Origin of the sequence: Bacillus sp. FSL M7-0791 (assembly GCF_038627085.1) — a bacterium.
GTDB classification, from domain to species: domain Bacteria; phylum Bacillota; class Bacilli; order Bacillales; family Bacillaceae; genus Bacillus; species Bacillus safensis.
Window position 1 is genome coordinate 3,107,861 of sequence record NZ_CP152022.1, and the last position, 19,461, is coordinate 3,127,321.

Sequence of the window (19,461 nt, forward strand, 5' to 3'; positions counted from 1 at the left end):
TTTTAAGATGAAATTGCCGTTGGTTCTTGCTGTAGATCATCCTTCACAAACAGGATGCCAAGCTGATGATGCTCCCCTTCGTAAGAAGCACGTTTCTCAAATCTTGTCTGACCATTTAGGCCAATGATCTCGAGCTTTGTTAGAGCACGATTGGTTTGAAGGGCTTCATAAAATTCCGAAACGGTTTTGACTTCAATTCCATTCACTTTTGTGATGACTTCTCCGATCTCAAGCTTTAAATCAGCCGCTGGTGTATTTGGAATAATCCCCAGCACCATCAGCCCTTGATTACGCTTAGAGAAGTAGAACGGGGCAGCATTGTCATTGACCCTCTGCTTCCATGAGAGAAAGGCTCTTCCTATCACCGCAATCAATACAGCTCCCCAAGCAATCGGTTCAAACCAAATACTTGCAGCACCTAATAAGGCGACAGCGAGTCCGAGCATGAGAATACGCCGCGCTGTAATTTGAATACTAACAATTGGCAGTGAGCCTTGAATTCTCTGACCGAATCCGATGATATATGGAATCAAAATAAATGAAAAGCTTTGATCATGCACTTGAAGCACCGGCCACCATGGCAGAGAAGAAGTGAATTCACCTGCCGGCATCAGCAAAACAAGCGGTAAAAGCCACAGACGGTTCGCCCGCTGCTGACCAATTAAAAGTCCTCTCGCACTCATCACCATAGCAGGCGATGTACGTAAATGCGCCGTTCGATAGGCTAGAATTCCCTCGGTCATTAATAGAAGTCCTAGCAGAATGACAACGGCTGATGCATTCATCATTGAGAGCTGCGGCAGCCAAGAATGACTCACTTGGAAATGCATCAGTCCAAGTGCCGCAATAAAACTGAAACCGAGTGTGTATGCAGACGAAAGCGCACTCGCCTTAAAGAATAAAGAGAAAACGATGGTCATCGCTGCAATCAGCACGATGAATCCAGGGGGGAGGGCAATCCCTAAGCCTACTGAAATAACGGATAGGCAAATCCCTAGAATCCATCCCTTTGAATATGTAAATTTAAGTTCATCGTATACATCTTCTATTCTTGTTTGAAACGCTTTTCTCTCCCGCTTTACGCGGATGTAGCCATGCAATAGGCTGATTAATATCATGAAATAAAAAAGAGGATGGATTAAAAACAGACCGACCGCTTTTAATCCGGCTCCCATCCACTCCGAGCTCATTATCGTTCACCGCCCAAGTCAAGCATTTTCTCTTATTCTATCAAATAAATCGATGCTTGACATCAGGTTTATTTCTCCTGATTCATCCAAAGTGTGACATTCGACAGTGAAAAATCTTTTAAGTAGTGATTGACATCTACATCTAGTATGCCGCCGAGCAGCTGCATCGACCTCTTGATGTCGGTTAAGTTTATACCAAGTCTCTTATGATTATCCATTAAATAATTGAAGTATATCTCAGCACAGTCTTCATCGATTTCGTCGACTGATTCTACCGTTGTGTAATTGACCAAGTACCTGCTTAACAGCATGAGCAGACTTAATGCCTTTGTAGCGGAAAACGTCACATCTTTCGTACGACTCTTAAGTTCCTCTACCAACTCGTAATATTTTTTCTCTCTCACAATACTTGCCCTTTTCAATTGTGTACCCCCATTTACTAGTTCTTTTAAGAAAAGCGCAAACCTCGGTACAGCTTAATGCTCAAGCTGAATATCCGCAAAAAATAAAATATTTAAAATGAGTGCTACTTTTTATTGTAAGAATTATTTATGTAACATACAACTTTCAAAAGTTTCATTTTCATGACATGTTTAAATCAACAGAAAGTCTCTTATATACATATGTTATCGGGTAAAATTGAAGGAATGTTATGTTTTTTGTAAAATAAATGAATATATTTCTCGATATAATTTATTTTTAATCATAAATTATTACATGTTCATGACACTTATGAACCAAAAAAAAGAGGCTATTATTCGCCTCTTTATTTTTTAAGATATAGTGCTTTTAGTGCAGTCTGTAATTGAAGGTCATTTTTTTCGTAAGATTTCACTTCATCCACCATTTTGTTCATCATTTCTGCTGTTTTTAAATCAATGACACCTGATTTATCGAGATTGTATGTGCTTTGGAAGGCAAGTACGGCCTTTTTCGTTTCTTCATCAAAGTATCCATCTACTCTGCCAGGGTCAAATGACAATCCCTTTAACAGCGTCTGCGCTTGTCTTACTTCTTCATTGTTCATATCAAGCTGAAGCGGTTCTTTCAGCTGAAGCGGACCTGCGGTAAAGTAATCCGGCTGATGAATCGCAATTGTCGGTACGACGCCTTTTTTGTGAATCCAATTGCCTTTTGGCGTGAGCCATTTATACAGCGTTAATTTAATATTACTTCCATCTCCCATCGGAACCGCCTGCTGCACAGTTCCTTTTCCAAAGGAGACATCACCGACAACTTCATACTTTCCAGCTTCTTTCATGGCTCCAGCAAGTATTTCCGAAGCGGAAGCACTGCCTTTATCAATTAAGACGTTGACTGGGTAAGGCTTTTGTTCTTTCAGTTTTGAAAAATATCGTTTCCGATCGCCATTCCGTTCTGCGATTTGAATATAGGGCTGATCCTTCGTAATAAAATGTTTCAAAATATCTTCCACACTTTGCAGATAGCCGCCAGGGTTTCCTCTCACATCCAGTACAAGGCCTTCTATGCCCTTTTTCTCGAGCTGTTTCAGGCTTGACGTGAAATCCTTCGCCGTATCTTCAGAGAAGCTGGAGATCGCAATATAGCCTGTTTTATGACCATTGACCTCTTTTACAGAGGAAGTCACTGTTTCAAGCGGAATTTCTTCTCGTTTGATATGGAACGTCAGCTCTTTTTCAATCCCGTTTCGTTTGATTGTTAAGGCGACAGACGTCCCTTTTTTTCCTCTTATTTTCAGTACAGCATCGTTTAAGCTTTTTTCTTTCATCGGCTCACCGTCAATGCTGATGACCTCATCTTTTGGCTTTAGACCTGCTTTTGCCGCAGGGGATTTTTTAAAGGCGGAGACGATAATGATCTTTCCTTCATCCATCCCCACTTCTGCCCCAATTCCCTCAAAGGAAGAATCAAGCGAATCAGAAAATTGCTTTGCGGTCTGCTTGTCCATGTATACTGAATACGGATCGTTTAACGTCGAAAGCATTCCTTGGATCGCGCCTTCAAGCAGCTTTTGCCGATCCACTTCCTCTACATATTCATTTGAAATAAGGTCATAGGCTTTCTCGATCTTTTCCATCCCATTCTCTTTCGCCTTATCACTTGATTGAGCTTGTCCAGCCATTGCAGCGGCTGCTTGCGTTGACTCCGCATGAGTTCCCTCTTTATGCGTCATCACACCTGCACTTATTAAGAGAACGACACTTGCCATAATAGATGCGATTTGTTTTTTCATATTTGGCCTCCTTCTTCAACTCTTCCTCATGACCTGAGTTATTATATGCCAGAAGAAGGGATTTCATGTAAAGACATTCTCTCGTGAAGGCTTGACGAATCATTTTATTAGGTGTAATTTTTATTTTGTTATGATTGAGAAGGAGTCTTCGCTATGTATATTATCTTGACGATGCTTTTATTAGGAATTTTATTAGGTTTTGTAGGAGCAGGCGGGGCGGGATTCGTCATCGCATTGCTTACATTAATTTTTGATATCCCTATCCATACCGCACTCGGGACGTCATTAGCCGCTATGGCATTTACGACACTATCAGGTGCATACAGCCACTACCGGGAAGGGAACATTCAGCTGAAATCCGGTTTGATTGTCGGGGCTCTTGCTTGTATCGCTTCTTTTGCTGGGGCTAAGGTTGCTCCTTTTATTCCAGAAGAGAGTCTGCACTATTTAACAGCAGGAATGCTTTTTTTATCCGCTGTTTTTATGATGATCAAACTATTTGTTCTTAATGAAGAGGCTGAACAGCAGCCGCTTTCTTCACGTCAGCTGATGACAAGAGGCATTATTTTAGGCCTTGTGTCTGGGATGCTGTCAGGCATGTTTGGTATCGGGTCTGCACCATTTATTCAAGTAGGACTTTTGATTTTACTGAAGCTGTCGATTCGGCAAGCTGTTGGCACGACCATGCTTGTCATTATTCCGATTTCTATCGGCGGTGGAATTGGATATATTTCAGAGGGTTATGTTGATTTTATCTTGCTGATCCAAATATTAATTGGAACCGTATTAGGCGCATTTATCGGCGCGAAATTCACACGCCTTGCACCGAAGCTCTTATTGAAATCAGCTGTTCTGTTAACACCTATTATTGCCGGATTACTGCTGCTGTTTTAATTCTATCTAGACCAAAAAAGCCGATAACATCATGTTATCGGCTTTTTGATTAGCGGATATATTGCGCTGGATTGACTGCATTTGATTTTGCGCCATTCCATAATCCTTTATGAATTTCAAAGTGAAGATGCTGACCATGCGATTGGCCGGTATTTCCCATATAGCCAAGGAATTGTCCTTGTTCGACTCTCTGTCCTGTTGACACACTTCTTGTAGACAGATGGGCATATACAGTTTGATACGTCTGTCCATTGATATTGTGCGTAATGAACACAACATTTCCATAGCTCGATGAGTAGCTTGAGTTTGTGACGGTTCCAGATGCTGCTGCATAGACAGGAACTGTGCCCTTTGCTGCAATATCTAATCCGAAGTGGTTTCCGCCAGAACGTCCGCCAAAACCAGATGAGAATCGGCCAGCAGCTGGTTTAATAAAGCCTGAGCTGCTTGCTGGTGTATCAGATACTTGATCTGAGCCGCCGCTGTGAGGTGCAGGTGCATTTTTTTCAGCTGCTTGTTTTGCTTTCTCCGCTTCTTCCTTTTGTCGGTGTGCTTCCTCAGATTTCACTGCCGCTTTTTGATTCGCTAGGATTTCTTGTTCATTCTCAAGCTTGCCTAGTTCATCATGTGCATGATTTTTTTTATCTGTCACATCACCTAAAATGTGTTCTTTTTCTTTGTGCTTCTTAGATAAATCTTTTTTAAGTGCTTCTAGCTCTTTCAGAGATGTTTCAAGTCCGCTTAGCTGATTATTTAGCTCTGCTTCTTTTTGCTCCACCAGCTTTAAATCATTTTCATGTTCTGTAATCATGTCTTTGTCTGCTTCGACAATCGTTGTGACAGCCCCAACACGACCGACAAAATCACTAAAGCTGCGAGCACCTAGCAGCACATCTAAATAGTTGATCGTACCGCCGCTTTTTTGCATTGAACGAATTCGGTCTTTGAAAATGGCTTTTCTTTTTTCAATTCGCTCATTGATGACTTGAATGTCTTTTTTTAGCTTCTTGATCTCTTGCTTCGTTTTTTTAACTTCTTTCTCTTTTTCAGCGACTTTTTCAGTTGCAGTACTTACCTTTTGGTCAATTTGTTCAATTTCTTTCTTGAGCTTTGATTCTTTCTTTTCAAGCTTTGCCAGCTCTGACTTCTTCTTCTTCAAGCTTGATTCAGTCTTCGATGTTTTCTCTTCGATTTGTTGACGTTTTTGATCTAGGTCTTCGTATGCGAATGCACGATTCTCGTTCCCTGGAATGTATAGCCACGTTGTTCCAATAAACGCTGCCATTCCAGCCATCATCAGCTTTCTTTTCAAAACGATATTCCCCTCCCATGACAACTGTCGACATGAAGAGCCGACCGGATGAATCAGATCAACCGGTCACATCTTCTATAGATTCCTCGAATGCTGCCATCAAAATATATTTATACTTTTAAGAATTTACGGATAGACGTTAAGCTTCCCCATACACCAATGATTGCACCGATCACTAGCAGGATCAGTGATACTTGATAGACAAACGGGTTGTATGGAAGCATTGAAATAAATGAGCCTTGTACTCTCGGTGCGACCCAGCCTACTGCATATTGATACGTGCCAAGCAATAGGGCAATTGGTATAATGGAACCAAATACACCAAGCAATAATCCTTCAATGAAGAATGGCCAGCGGATAAACCAGTTCGTTGCACCTACCAGCTTCATAATCTCAATTTCTTTACGTCTAGCAAAAATCGTAATTTTGATCGTATTGGAGATTAAGAACATAGCTGTAAATAACAGCCCAATAATGAGCACAATACCGACATTACGTGCTACTCCGACTACATTAAAGAGTCGGCTGACCTCTTCTTTTCCATAGGTTACTTTATATGTACCCTTTAGTTTTTCTAATTTCTTCGCTACTTTTGGTGTATCGTGAGGATCTGTTGTTTTCACAATAAACGCATCGTTTAATGGATTTTCTTGATCAACAAGCCCCATGGATTGTCCATTTTCTCCAAAGCTTTTAATCAGTGCTTTCAGTTCGTCATCCTTAGATGAGTACTTCACATCACTGATTTCAGGAATCTTTTCAATTTCTGCTTTTAATTCATCCTGCTGCTTTTGATTCGCCGTTAATTCGATTAATACTTTTACTTCTACTTCTTTTTCAGCGTTCGATGCCATGTTATTCAAGTTGAGCATAATCACAAGGAAAACCCCAACTAAAATCAATGTGACAGTAACCGCACTAATTGATGCAAATGTCATCCACGTGTTTCTTCCAAGTGAACGGAAGCTCTCACGTAAATGCCGCGAGAGAGTTTTAATCATAAATTCCGTACTCCCCTCTTGCTTCGTCACGCACAATCATTCCATCTTCGATTGCGATGACGCGTTTCTTCATGGTGTTTACAATTTCTTTGTTGTGTGTCGCCATAACCACTGTTGTCCCGCGGTTATTAATCTCTTCGAGCGTCTTCATGATTTCCCAAGAAGTGTCTGGATCAAGGTTTCCTGTCGGCTCATCTGCAATGACGACCTCAGGGCTATTGACAATCGAGCGAGCGATAGACACACGCTGCTGTTCACCGCCGGACAGCTGGTCAGGAAACTGGCGCGCTCTGTGCTTTAGCTGAACCAGATCGAGAACATCAAGCACTTTTTTCTTAATGATATGAGGCTGTTCACCAATTACTTCAAGCGCAAATGCTACGTTCTCAAACACAGTAAGAGTTGGAAGCAGCTTGAAATCTTGGAATACTACGCCAATTTCTCTTCTTACGTAAGGAATTTCTTTTTCCTTCATTGAGCCTAAATCTTTGTTATGAATTAAGATTTGCCCTTTGGTTGGCTTCTCTTCACGATACATCATTTTGATGAAAGTGGATTTACCAGCACCACTGGGACCAACAACATACACAAACTCTCCTGGATGGATAGAGACATTGATTCCATTGATCGCCTTTACGCCATTAGGATAGATCTTGTAGACTTCCTTCATTTGAATCATGTAATCACCTAATCTTTTCTTATTCGCTGACTAACAGCTTATCATGATGTTTTGACACTTCTCGTCAAAAAACGTTATGTATGGTCACGCTCATACCCTTCGATACTTACTAACAATTTATGTCCTTTTCATCCAAAAAGATGAAAAAATTGAATCGTCTAAATTTCAACAACTCCAATTATACGTCATGAATCGACGCAATGGTATTACATTTATATTTCAAAACTTATAAATAAAAGGTAAATAGAACAATCAAAACCGAAAAACATGCCTTTATACCCTTATTTTTTAAATAAAATTTAATATAATGCGTTTTCATACTATCCAAAAGTCTTTTTCTACATATAAAAAAACAAAAAAACCTTGTCGATTAGACAAAGGTTTTATTTTTTCTCTGCAAGCCATTTTGCTACTTCTTTTGCTTGTTTCTCATCTACCATTCCGCTTGGCATAGAGCCTTTACCGTTTTGCGCAATATCTGCGATTTGTCTTTCATTATATTTCTTCCCTACTTCTTTCAGGCTTGGTCCGCCTCCGCCAGATAGGTCTTTCCCATGACAGCCAATACAGTTTTGCTGATAGATCTCCTCACCACTGCTCACAGATGAAGCACTTTTGCTGCCTTCTTTGTCGCTGCTGCTTGAATTTCCTCCACAAGCCGCGAGAACAAGAAGCATCGCTGCAAATAGCATCGTTAATCCGCTTTTTTTCATCTATTTCCCTCCCTTGCAATCATTTGGTCAACGCTATTATATCCTTGTTTATGCCCTTTTAAAACCCTCACCAAGCACCTCTTTTGCATCCATCACGATGACAAATGCTGATGCATCGATTGCTTTCACCACTTGTTTCAACTTTGTGAATTGTGATTGCCCAACGACACACATCAAAATTGGGCGGTCATGATCGGTATATCCTCCGACTGCTGAGATCTTCGTCACACCACGGTCAATTTGATCAAAAACCGCCTGTCTGACTTCATCTTCATGCCCTGTAATGATCATTGCCATTTTTGAATGACTGAAGCCAGCCTGTACCACATCAATCGTTTTACTAGAAATAAACACACCAATGACCGCGTACAGCCCCTCTTCAATTCCAAAGACCGTCATCGCAGCCAGAACAATCAAGCCATCCATCATTGCTAAACAGGTGCCTAGCGTGAGTCCTGTGTACTTATTGATGATTTTGGCAGCGAGTGCCGTTCCACCCGTTGATCCATTCCCAAGAAACACGAGCCCTATTCCGATCCCAATGACCACTCCGCCAAAAATAGCCGCTAGCAGTGCTTCATGTGTGACAGGTGCAATATGTCTTGTGACAAACACCATGAAAGGTAAAAAAATCGAGCCAACGAGTGTTTTCACTCCAAATGTACCGCCTAATAAATAAAAGCCAGCGATAAACAATGGAATATTGAGCCCCCATTGCACATAAGCCGCTTCAAAGCCGAATGACTGCATAATGGTACTAATGCCGCTCACACCGCCTGCTGCAATCTGATTCGGTAATAATAACGTATTAAACCCAATCGCTACGATGGCAGATCCGATTAAAATGAACAAATAATTTTTCACTTCGATCCAAAATTGTGAATGTCCCTGCTTCATGTCTTTCTTCCTCCGTTACTTCTGAATGCACACCTATTTTAAGCCCTCTTAAAACGATTGTAAATAACAGCCAAATGCAGTGCTAATGGATTAATACTTTATCACACAGACGGATCAGCGTACTTGCCGGTTGGCATAGAAGTAAATGATGGTATATTTAATATGTACATGAGAAAGAAGGGGCATGCGATGAAGAAAATACTGAAGATAACAGGTATGACATTACTTGCACTGATCATCTTAGCTTTTGGTGCTTTCTATACATGGAGCCGCTTTACATATGGACCATCAGAAGCATTAAAAAAACAAGTGAACATGGAGCAAGTGGAACATAAAAACAATGTTTATACATTTGAAGCATCAAAAAGTGATACTGGCATCATTCTCTATCCTGGGGCAAAGGTGGAACCACTTGCATATGCCTATATCGGGGATACGCTGATGAAAAAAGGCTACTCTGTTTTTATCCCTGACATGCCATTTTCCTTTGCGATTTTCAATCCAAACAAAGCGCAGGACATCATCAAAGATCACCAAACGATCAAACACTGGTATATTGGCGGACATTCACTTGGCGGGGCTGCTGCCTCAATGTTTGCAGAAAAAAATCAGAGCAAGCTCGATGGACTCTTTTTCCTAGCATCTTATCCAGCATCAGATGACCTGAAACAATCTTCATTAAAAGTCCTTTCTATTTCAGGTGAAAAGGATGGGCTGGCAACACAAGAGAAAATCAAGAAATCGAAAGCAAATCTGCCGTCTCAAACCGTTTATCATGAAATAAAAGGCGGGAATCATGCGCAATTTGGCATGTATGGCAAACAAAAAGGGGATCAGCCAGCGGACATTCCAGCCCTGTCGCAGCAAAATGATCTCATTCAGACAATGCTTGACTGGTTGAAGCCAGCAAAAAAGCTCCCGTAATGGGAGCTTCAGCGTGTAGACAAACCCTCGCATTCTTTGTCAGTCCTGCGCGTTGGTGCTCACGAATGTTCAATTCGCTCCGCGCCAATGCTCGTCCTTCCTAGACTTCAAAGGTTTTCTATCACGCTGAAAAGAAGACAAAGAGCTAAAATAAAGATCATTTTAGCCCTTTGTCAACAGTCTGAAAGCTCCCGTAATGGGAGCTTTTCATTATTATTTTTTTGTCACTTCTAAAAATTCTTCAGCATCTGCTACAGCCAAACGAATGGCTTCTTCCCAAAATGCTTTTTGGGTAAGGTCAACGCCTAGATGCTTTTTGGCTAAATCTTCTACTGTCATTGAAGCAGTATCTTTTAATAATGCAATGTATTTCTCCTCAAACGATGTACCAGCCTGCAATGCTTTTGCATAAATTCCTAACGAGAACATGTATCCAAAGGTGTATGGGAAATTATAAAATGGAACATTCGTGATATGAAAATGCAGCTTAGACGCCCAGAAATGCGGATGGTATTCATCTAATGAGTCACCGAACGCTTCCTTCTGCGCTTCGACCATCAATTCATTCAACCGATCAGCCGGCACTTCTCCTTTTTTACGCTCTTCATAAAAGCGCTGTTCAAATAAGAAACGAGATTGAATGTTCATGAAGAATGCTACACTGCGCTGCAGCTTATCCTCTAACAGGCTGAGACGCTCCTCTTCATTTGCCGCTTCTTTTAATGAAGCATCAGCAACAATCATTTCTGCGAATGTCGACGCTGTTTCAGCTACATTCATTGCGTATTTGCGATTCAGAATGCGAACATCCTGCATCACTTCCTGATGGAACGAATGACCAAGCTCATGTGCTAGTGTCGCCACATTGGATGGACTTCCTGAGAAGGTCATAAAAATACGTGATTCTCCGCTGTCAGGGAAATTTGTACAAAAGCCGCCTACCCGTTTGTTTGGACGGTCCTCAGCTTCTACCCAGCGTTCATTAAAGGCTTTTTCTGTAAAAGCAGCGAGCTCTTCTCCAAATCCAGCGAAATGTTTCACAATAAAAGCAGCTGCTTCTTGATAAGGATAGATTTTGGTCTCACTGCCGATAGGAGCCCCAACATCGAACCAGCTCAGCTTATCCACTCCAAGCATATCAGCTTTACGGTGTAAATAATCAATGAATGGCTGCTTATGTTCATCAATCACAGACCACATCGTATCAAGGGTTTCTTGTTTCATACGGCAAATTTCAAGCGGCTCTTTTAAAATGTGATCCCAGCCTCTTGCTTCATACACTTGCAAACGAAAACCAGCAAGGTGATTGAGCGTACTAGCAAATAAATGTTCATCCTGCGTCCATGCATGCTCTAGGTTGTGGTAAACGGCCTTTCTGACTTCACGATCTGAATCATCCATAGCATTTTCTGCTTGGCCTACAGAGATCATCTGCGTTTCTCCATGCTGTTCAAACGGAATGGTAATTTTATTCACTAAGCGGGAATAAAGCTCATCCCACGCATGGTACCCATCTACAGCCAGCTTTTGAATCAGCGTTTCTTGTTCAACAGGTAATTGATCCTTCACACGGTCTCTTCGCTCATTTAATATGTAGCGGACATCTGAAAAGGCTGCTGAATTCATCAATTCTTCCCACTTGTTTACAGGGATAGCAGCAAGCGCTTGATCAAACCGTGCAAGGATGGTTCCTAAATCAGCTTCCAGCTTGGCAATCGTACCTCGAAGGCTGCCTGCTTTCATATCCTTCGTATTTTGAGCTTGGAGGCAGGATACAAATGAACCTGCTTGAGATAATTTTTTATATGTAGTTTCATACGTGTCAAGGACAGACGTTAATTTGCTTTCAATGTGTGTATCTTCTTTTGAAAAGGCACCCACCTTTTGTCGTAATTCATCTAGTAGCTGCTGAATGTTTTGCAGGTATGTCTTAAATTCTGGTGAAGAACTGCCTCCTTTAAAAAAGGCATCTAAATCCCACGTTTCTTGCAATGGTGTTAATCCCAAAATATTTCCCCCTTTATTTGCTAATTTCATCATACAAAGGATATAGAATCAGTATGTCGTATGTATTCCTTTATATTCATTATATTTTCTCACAATTAAAAAAACCCGGCAAGAAGCCGAGTTTTTATGATAATTTCGAACGTAGGTACGCATCGATAAATGAATCTAAATCTCCATCCATCACCGCTTGAACATTTCCCATCTCCGTATTGGTTCGATGGTCTTTCACAAGAGAATAAGGGTGGAATACATAAGAGCGGATCTGGCTTCCCCAGCCAATTTCTTTCTGCTCTCCTCTGATTTCATCCAATTCTGCCTGCTGTTCTTCGATCCGTTTTTGATAAAGTTTCGATTTCAGCATTTTCATCGCACGTTCTCTGTTTTTAATTTGTGATCTTTCTGTTTGGCACGTCACGACGACATTCGTTGGAATATGTGTGATACGAACGGCAGAGTCCGTCGTATTCACGTGCTGGCCACCTGCTCCGCTTGCACGATACGTATCTACCTTGATATCCTCTGTCCGAATATCAATATCAATTTCTTCATTGAATTCCGGCATGACATCACAGGAAACGAAGGATGTATGTCTGCGGCCAGAAGAATCAAAAGGAGAAATACGAACCAAACGATGGACACCTTTTTCAGCTTTTAAGTAACCGTACGCGTTATGCCCTTTGATGAGCAAAGTCACAGACTTAATCCCTGCCTCATCACCTGGAAGGTAATCAAGCGTTTCGACCTTAAAGCCTCTGCGCTCTGCCCAGCGAGTGTACATTCGCAGAAGCATAGAACCCCAGTCCTGTGATTCAGTACCGCCTGCACCTGGGTGAAGCTCAAGAATGGCATTGTTTTTATCATAAGGTTCGCTTAAAAGAAGCTGCAGTTCAAATTCGTTAAACTGCTTCGTTAAGCTCTTCAGCTCTTTTTCAAGCTCTGCATGAAGCTCCTCGTCATAATCTTCCTTTAATAAGTCATGCGTCATTTGCAGCTCTTCATGCGATTCACTGAGCTCATGATAGGAATTCACAGAATCCTTCAGTGCATTGGCTTCATTGATAACGCCTTGAGCCTTTTGCTGATCATTCCAAAAATCAGCCTCTGACATCGTCGCTTCAAGCTCTGCGATTTTGGCCTCTTTTGTTTCTAAGTCAAAGAGACCCCCTAAAATCAGCTAGCCTGCTAGCCATATTTTCAAGCTCTTGTCTAATTTCTACTAATTCCATATCCTTCACCTCATAGATGTATGGGGGCTGACATGAATAGAAAGAGGTTTTCACCTCTTTCCATTACTTATTCTGTCTTCCCATGACAATTTTTATATTTCTTGCCGCTTCCGCAGTGACATGGGGAGTTTCGTCCAATGTCTACGACTTTACGTACCGGCTTCTTCTTCACTGTCTTCTCCTCATCGCCCTCTTGCGGCTGATGGGCCGTTGTTTGACCTTGAACCACTTCTTCACGTTCTAGGTTGTTTTGGATTTCTGATTTCAAGACATACTTGGCCACATCATCTTCAATTGAAGCCACCATATGCTCAAACATCGCAAATCCTTCCATTTGGTATTCACGAAGCGGATTCGTTTGTGCGTACGCACGTAAATGAATCCCTTGACGCAGCTGATCCATCGCATCGATATGGTCCATCCACTTTGAATCCACCGCACGAAGAACGATGACTTTTTCAAATTCACGCATTTGTTCTTCGCCAAATGTTTCTTCTTTTGCATCGTATTTTTCTTTAATCCGATCCATGATGAAGCTTGTGATTTCATCTGCTTCTTTACCGAAGATATCTTTGACCGTAATGGCACCTTCGTCTAAATAGTTCGTGTTGATTAATTCAACAAGACCATCTAGTTTCCATTCTTCAGGCAGCTCTTCTTTTGGCGTATAAGATCCCACAGCACGCTCAATTGAAGATTGGATCATATTGATGACAATTGATTTTAAGTTGTCAGAATCGATGACTTCAAAACGCTGTTTGTAGATTACTTCACGCTGTTGACGAAGCACATCGTCGTATTGCAGAAGCTGCTTACGGGAATCAAAGTTGTTCCCCTCTACACGTTTTTGAGATGATTCAACGGCTTTAGACACCATTTTACTTTGGATTGGTGTAGAGTCATCCATGCCAAAGCGGTCAAGCATCGCCATCGTCCGCTCTGCACCAAATCGGCGCATCAATTCATCTTCCATGGAAAGATAGAATTGGGTAATCCCTGGGTCTCCTTGACGTCCAGAACGTCCGCGAAGCTGGTTATCAATACGACGGGATTCATGACGTTCTGTCCCGATAACAGCCAGACCTCCAAGTTCTTTTACACCTTCGCCAAGCTTGATGTCTGTACCACGTCCTGCCATGTTTGTTGCAATGGTCACAGCACCTTTTTGACCAGCCTCTTCAATAATTTGTGCTTCACGCTCATGGTTTTTTGCGTTTAACACTTGATGAGGAATGCCTTTATTTTTAAGCAGCTTAGAAATAAGCTCAGATGTCTCAACTGCTACTGTTCCGACAAGAACTGGCTGCCCTGTCATATAGCGCTGCGCAACATCCTCAGCCACTGCTTTAAATTTACCATCCATTGTGCGGTAAATTAAATCAGGTCTGTCATCACGAACCACTGGTTGGTTGGTCGGGATTGACACAACCTGCATGTTGTAAATGTTACGGAATTCTTCTTCTTCCGTTTTTGCTGTACCAGTCATACCAGATAATTTTTCATACATACGGAAGTAGTTCTGGAACGTAATTGTTGCTAGTGTCATGCTTTCGTTCTGTACTTCAAGACCTTCTTTTGCCTCGATGGCTTGATGCAGCCCTTCACTATAACGGCGTCCTTTCATTAAACGTCCTGTGAAGGAGTCAACGATGACTACTTGGCCTTCTTCTACCACATAATCCACGTCTTTTTGCATCGCAACATGTGCCTTCAGCGCCTGAGCGATGTGATGGTTCAGCGCGACATGTTTGACATCAAACAGGTTCTCAATGCCGAATGCTTTTTCCGCCTTCGTCATTCCGCTTTCAGTCAGCTGCACACTTTTTGTTTTAATATCATACGTGAAATCATCTTCGATTTTTAATGTGCGGACAAATGCATTGGCTTGTACATAAAGCTTTGTTGATTTCGCAGCTTGTCCTGAGATAATAAGAGGTGTTCTCGCTTCATCAATTAAAATGGAGTCAACCTCATCGATCACGGCATAATGAAGCGGTCTCTGAACCATTTGCTCTTTGTACAGCACCATGTTATCTCGTAAATAGTCAAAGCCGAGTTCATTATTTGTTGAATACGTGATATCAGCGGCGTACGCTTCTCTTTTTTCATCTTTGTCTAAGCTGTTTAAGTTTAAGCCGACTGTTAAACCAAGAAACTCAAAAATTTTGCCCATTTCCTGCGCATCACGGCTTGCCAAATATTCGTTGACTGTCACGATGTGGACGCCTTTTCCAGAAAGAGCATTTAAATAAACAGGCATTGTTGATGTCAATGTTTTACCTTCACCTGTTTTCATTTCAGCGATGTTACCTTCGTGAAGCGCGATGCCCCCCATGAGCTGCACCTTAAATGGGAACATTCCTGTTACGCGGCGGGATGCCTCGCGAACCGTTGCAAATGCTTCAACCAGCAGGTCATCCACGGATTGTCCTTTTTCAAGTTTTTCTTTAAATTCAATCGTTTTATTTCGTAAAGCCTCGTCAGATAATTTTTCAAAATTTTGAGCGAGAGCTTCGATTTCATTTGCCTTTTTTTCATATCGGCTGATCGTACGTTTCGTAGGATCAAACACTTTGTTTAAGATTCCAAGCATATAATAACGCTCCTCTATTTCATGCAATTTTTCGGCATGTCCAAAAGTTTGACAGGTCCATATTTACCTGCATTTATCATACCATACCTTCTTTCATTTCCAAAGAATTTGCCATAATTTCGCACAAAAAACCCGCCCCTTATGAAGGGAACGGGTTTACTTTATTTAGGTTGTTTTTAAATCAGCATCAACTGATATTTAAGCGTTTGGCTCAATGAGTCCATATTTACCGTCATTTCGACGATAAACCACATTGGTCAAATTTGTCTCAGCATTTGTGAAAACGAAGAAACTATGACCTAACATGTTCATTTGGAGAATGGCCTCTTCACTATCCATCGGCTTTAAGTTGAAACGTTTTTGTCTGACGATTTCTGTTTCATCAATCTCTTCGTCATCTTGAACTGCTACTTCAGCCGTACCATTTCCTCCAGCAAATAAGTGCTTTTTGGCACCTTGCTCGCGGAATTTACGGTTTACTTTTGTTTTGTGCTTTCTAATTTGACGTTCTAATTTACTGGCTGCTAGGTCTACTGCATTGTACATATCCTCATTATGCACCTCAGCTCGAAGTGCTAGATCAGTCATTGGAATGGTAACCTCAACTTTAGATTCTTGATCGTTGTAAAACTTCAAGTTCACGTTGACTGAAGCATCTACATCTGTCTCAAAATAACGCTCCAGCTTTCCAATTTTTTTCTCGACATGATCTCTTAGTGCAGGTGTTACGTCGATGTTTTCTCCTCTGACATTGTAATTCATGTAAAGAACGCCTCCTTTAAAATTAAGGATATGTAAACCTATTTCTACTTTTCCCTCCTTTTCTCCTGCTCAAACGTAAAAAAAATGTGAATATTTATTGAAATTTGTCGAATTTTGCGGTGCTTCAACTGTTGCTTGATAGGTGATGAATATATATTCGGCTGATTCTTGAAAAAGACCAGCGCACATTAAATGGTAAAAGATGAAATCGATGTTTTCAGCGATTGAGATAAGGATTTTAAATCCTCCGCAGCGGCTTTCATCTCCTCATTGGCCGCTAATGATTCTTCAACAGCAGCAGACATGTACTCTGTTTCTTCTGAGTTTCGTTTCGCACCTTCTTCAATGACACCAACCGTTTGAGAAATTTCCTCTGTACTAGCAGAAATTTGTTCTGCAGTGGCTGACAGCTCTTCTGCTTTCATTGAAATATCACGAATAGATTCCAAGATTTCATGAAAGCTCTGTTCAGATAATTGTGATACTTTTACACCCTCTGCTACATCACGCTCGACCTTCGTCATCGATTGTGATGACTTTTCTGTATCTTTGTTCACGTTCTCGAGTAATTGGCTAATTTGATCTGTCAGCTGACTAGATTCTTCTGCCAGCTTCCTCACTTCATCGGCTACAACTGCAAAGCCTCTTCCATGTTCTCCTGCCCTTGCTGCTTCTATAGCTGCGTTTAAAGCAAGCAAATTCGTCTGGTCAGCAATGGCATGGATATGACCTAACAGATCTTGAATGCCTGTAAACTGTGCTTGCACATTGGCCATTGTGGAATGGTGTTCATTCACAGACTCTTTAATAGAACTCATTTGTTTCACAAATTGTTGAATAAGGGCGGCACCCTCTTCAGCCTTTTCAGTCACTGAAATTGAGTGACCCGAAACATCGGACGTGTGTACAGCTGCATTTTGCATGCCAGTCGACACTTCCTGAATAGCGGATGCCACTTTTCCGACCGCATCTGATTGTTCACGTGAAGCTTCACTGACCTGTTCAATCGAGCTAGATGTCTGCTCACTAGCCGATATCGTTTGACTGATGGTTTCCTCAAATTGAGCAGCAGAATCAGCAAGCTGTCTTGATCCGCTTTGCACCTGCAAAATAAGCTGACGCAAATGAGCCGTCATTTGATTAAAGGCTGTGCCGAGTTGACCAATCTCATTTTTAGAGGTCACTTCAATCTCTTCAAGGGTTAGATCACCATCTGCCATCCTTTTTGCGGCATTTGTGACAGAAACAATTGGTTTTGTCATGCGATGAACAAATCTGATCCCAATCACCAAAAGGCCAACAATAATCGCTGCACTGACCAAAATGAGTGTAAGCAATAATTGATTACTATCTTGATTGAGCTGATTGATTTTTTGATCACGTTGTTTTAGCTGATTTTGAGCGAACTCTTTTGTAAAGGTATGTATTTCTTGTTCGATAGGTTGTAATTCTTGACTGAGGCGGGTGTTGAATTCTTTTTGATTGTTTGTATTTAATGATATAAATAACCTTTTTGTGGATTCATAGTAGAGTTCATTCTTTTGAGATATCTTTTCTAATAATTGTTTTGCCTGTTTGACTGTACTAAGTTTTAAAGCATCTCCTGTTTTTTTATTAATATCAACATAAGTATCTTCAATTTTTTGTGAGATTTCCCTGTCTTGTACGACAACATATGTTTTAATCTGTGCTTCCTGCTGTTGAAGAAGCGCTTCTAATTCCAGCGAGGTCTGATAAAGCTTCACTTCCTTGCTTAATAGCGCTTTATAGGATTGATCTGTTTTGTAATAGAGAAAGCTTGAAAATCCTAACATACTGACAAACAATACACATATGACAATAAGCCCAAATAAAAATTGATTTTTTAGTCTCATAATTTCCTCCGAATGGTCTGAATTGGACAAAAATTAATGAATGACATACGGCCTCATACAGGCATGTATTTCATCCATCCACTTTCTATATTCAGGTATAAAGTATGTTTTCAGGAATGATTGGAAGTGATTTGAAGGGAATGTATAGAAAGCTAGTATATCAAAGCTTAAAAATATTTGATCAAACGAACGAATCGTTTTGGCAAAGTGTTCATTTTCAATAATTGAAAGCAGAAGAGGATGTGTTGTGTCTAAATGAAAGAAGGCATGGATCAGATCATTAAAGATCCGATCCCCTTCTGTTTTGTCAAAATCCTTCTCAATTTCATCTAAATAGTTTAGACTCTCTTCTATCGTGTATAGAAGTTCATAATATGTGGTTAATAAAATATAGTCATTTGAACGATACGCCACAGGTCTCACCTATTTATTTCCGTTTATCGTAGTATACGCCGTCACTTGTTATGGGCTGGTATGGATTTTGATAATTCAGCTGTTTTGTTTTCTTTTTTTGAATGGCTTGAATATCTGCTTTTATCCCATTTTGGATAACCGTTAATTGCTTCGCCATCTGTTGATCTGTTTGGATGATTTCTCGGATTTTCTCTTTATCTTGATCCGTCAATTCATGCTGTATATCTCTCATTAATTCGTCTCTCTCAATTAAAAAGGCATCAAAGTCTTCAACCAGTGTCTCACTTTGCGGATTTTCCGCTATTTCGGCTGCCATTTTTAATGTTTGATCATGCAGCTGGTCCACAATACTCATAGAGAACCCCCGATAGAGTGGTGACGGCCTTTACGATCGGTTTGAATGACTTCCTTCCACGCATCACGGAAATCAGTTACGTACTCTTCTACTTCATTCAATATCTCTTCGTCATTTTGAAGATTGGCTTCTATCAGTCTGCGATAAATGTAATCATACATACTTGCCATACTCTTTGATACGTCATAGGAACGATTTAAGGTGACATTTAATTCTTGAATGATGTTTTGAGCCTTTTTCAGGTTCAAGTTTCTCGTTTCTGCATCCTCTTTTTGAATGGCATGCTTCGCTATTCTGATGAACTTTAAGCAGCCTTCATAAAGCATAAGCGTCAACTCGGCAGGTGTTGCGGTCTCAATAGAATTTTTCTGATAGGCGGCATAAGGGTTCTGTATTGCCATATGT

Annotated in this window: 18 protein-coding genes; 2 read left to right on the forward strand and 16 right to left on the reverse strand. The window is 40.9% G+C overall.

Features of this window, described 5'->3' with window-relative positions:
• Positions 1-2 precede the first annotated feature (2 nt).
• The 3 genes from MHI08_RS16040 to MHI08_RS16050 form a co-directional block, all read right to left on the reverse strand.
• On the reverse strand, positions 3-1,190 hold the full coding sequence (locus MHI08_RS16040) for a PDZ domain-containing protein (protein ID WP_342499772.1): 1,188 nt from the start codon (positions 1,188-1,190) through the stop codon (positions 3-5).
• A gap of 68 nt (positions 1,191-1,258) precedes the next feature.
• Positions 1,259-1,612, reverse strand: coding sequence for a swarming motility protein SwrAA (locus tag MHI08_RS16045; RefSeq protein ID WP_007500014.1), 354 nt, complete (start codon positions 1,610-1,612; stop codon positions 1,259-1,261).
• Between the two features lie 344 nt (positions 1,613-1,956).
• On the reverse strand, positions 1,957-3,405 hold the full coding sequence (locus MHI08_RS16050) for a S41 family peptidase (protein ID WP_034623765.1): 1,449 nt from the start codon (positions 3,403-3,405) through the stop codon (positions 1,957-1,959).
• Positions 3,406-3,558: 153 nt separating this feature from the next.
• On the opposite strand from MHI08_RS16050, the gene MHI08_RS16055 reads away from it, so the two are divergent.
• Positions 3,559-4,299, forward strand: a complete 741-nt coding sequence (locus MHI08_RS16055; RefSeq protein ID WP_024423598.1) for a sulfite exporter TauE/SafE family protein — start codon at positions 3,559-3,561, stop codon at positions 4,297-4,299.
• A gap of 49 nt (positions 4,300-4,348) precedes the next feature.
• Here the strand turns inward: MHI08_RS16055 and MHI08_RS16060 are convergent, their stop codons facing one another.
• From MHI08_RS16060 to MHI08_RS16080, 5 genes are all read right to left on the reverse strand, one after another.
• Entirely contained in the window at positions 4,349-5,611 is a 1,263-nt protein-coding gene (locus tag MHI08_RS16060) for a M23 family metallopeptidase (protein ID WP_034623763.1), read from the reverse strand.
• Positions 5,612-5,721: 110 nt separating this feature from the next.
• A complete protein-coding gene (ftsX, locus tag MHI08_RS16065) occupies positions 5,722-6,612 on the reverse strand; it encodes a permease-like cell division protein FtsX (RefSeq protein ID WP_024423600.1) in 891 nt (296 codons plus the stop codon).
• On the reverse strand, positions 6,605-7,291 hold the full coding sequence (gene ftsE, locus MHI08_RS16070; RefSeq protein WP_041107991.1) for a cell division ATP-binding protein FtsE: 687 nt from the start codon (positions 7,289-7,291) through the stop codon (positions 6,605-6,607). Before ftsE ends, ftsX begins: the two co-directional genes overlap by 8 nt.
• A gap of 383 nt (positions 7,292-7,674) precedes the next feature.
• On the reverse strand, positions 7,675-8,004 hold the full coding sequence (gene cccB / locus MHI08_RS16075) for a cytochrome c551 (protein WP_342499773.1): 330 nt from the start codon (positions 8,002-8,004) through the stop codon (positions 7,675-7,677).
• A gap of 48 nt (positions 8,005-8,052) precedes the next feature.
• Complete coding sequence (locus MHI08_RS16080; protein WP_024426245.1) at positions 8,053-8,901, reverse strand: YitT family protein; 849 nt, start codon at positions 8,899-8,901, stop codon at positions 8,053-8,055.
• Between the two features lie 189 nt (positions 8,902-9,090).
• Between MHI08_RS16080 and MHI08_RS16085 the strand changes: the two genes are divergently transcribed.
• Positions 9,091-9,825, forward strand: a complete 735-nt coding sequence (locus tag MHI08_RS16085; protein ID WP_087976091.1) for an alpha/beta family hydrolase — start codon at positions 9,091-9,093, stop codon at positions 9,823-9,825.
• 213 nt (positions 9,826-10,038) lie between these two features.
• Here MHI08_RS16085 and MHI08_RS16090 read toward each other — a convergent pair whose 3' ends face one another.
• The 8 genes from MHI08_RS16090 to fliS form a co-directional block, all read right to left on the reverse strand.
• Positions 10,039-11,832, reverse strand: coding sequence for a M3 family oligoendopeptidase (locus MHI08_RS16090; RefSeq protein WP_342499774.1), 1,794 nt, complete (start codon positions 11,830-11,832; stop codon positions 10,039-10,041).
• 124 nt (positions 11,833-11,956) lie between these two features.
• Positions 11,957-13,058, reverse strand: a protein-coding gene (prfB, locus tag MHI08_RS16095; RefSeq protein WP_117612516.1) for a peptide chain release factor 2 whose coding sequence is annotated in 2 segments (ribosomal slippage) — positions 11,957-12,985 and positions 12,987-13,058 — 1,101 coding nt in all. Because the reading frame shifts where the segments join, the coding sequence is not laid out codon by codon here.
• A gap of 67 nt (positions 13,059-13,125) precedes the next feature.
• Entirely contained in the window at positions 13,126-15,651 is a 2,526-nt protein-coding gene (gene secA, locus MHI08_RS16100) for a preprotein translocase subunit SecA (protein ID WP_041107999.1), read from the reverse strand.
• Between the two features lie 198 nt (positions 15,652-15,849).
• Positions 15,850-16,413 carry a ribosome-associated translation inhibitor RaiA gene (raiA, locus tag MHI08_RS16105; protein ID WP_024423608.1) on the reverse strand — a complete coding sequence of 188 codons (564 nt, stop codon included), beginning with the start codon at positions 16,411-16,413 and terminating at the stop codon, positions 15,850-15,852.
• 188 nt (positions 16,414-16,601) lie between these two features.
• Entirely contained in the window at positions 16,602-18,287 is a 1,686-nt protein-coding gene (locus tag MHI08_RS16110) for a methyl-accepting chemotaxis protein (protein WP_163115656.1), read from the reverse strand.
• Positions 18,288-18,320: 33 nt separating this feature from the next.
• Positions 18,321-18,701, reverse strand: coding sequence for a hypothetical protein (locus tag MHI08_RS16115; RefSeq protein WP_024426250.1), 381 nt, complete (start codon positions 18,699-18,701; stop codon positions 18,321-18,323).
• A gap of 13 nt (positions 18,702-18,714) precedes the next feature.
• Positions 18,715-19,056, reverse strand: coding sequence for a flagella biosynthesis regulatory protein FliT (gene fliT, locus MHI08_RS16120; RefSeq protein ID WP_163115657.1), 342 nt, complete (start codon positions 19,054-19,056; stop codon positions 18,715-18,717).
• Positions 19,053-19,457: a flagellar export chaperone FliS gene (fliS, locus tag MHI08_RS16125; RefSeq protein ID WP_024423612.1), complete on the reverse strand. Its 405-nt coding sequence runs from the start codon at positions 19,455-19,457 to the stop codon at positions 19,053-19,055. The genes fliT and fliS overlap by 4 nt, the downstream gene beginning before the upstream one ends.
• Positions 19,458-19,461: the final 4 nt, after the last annotated feature.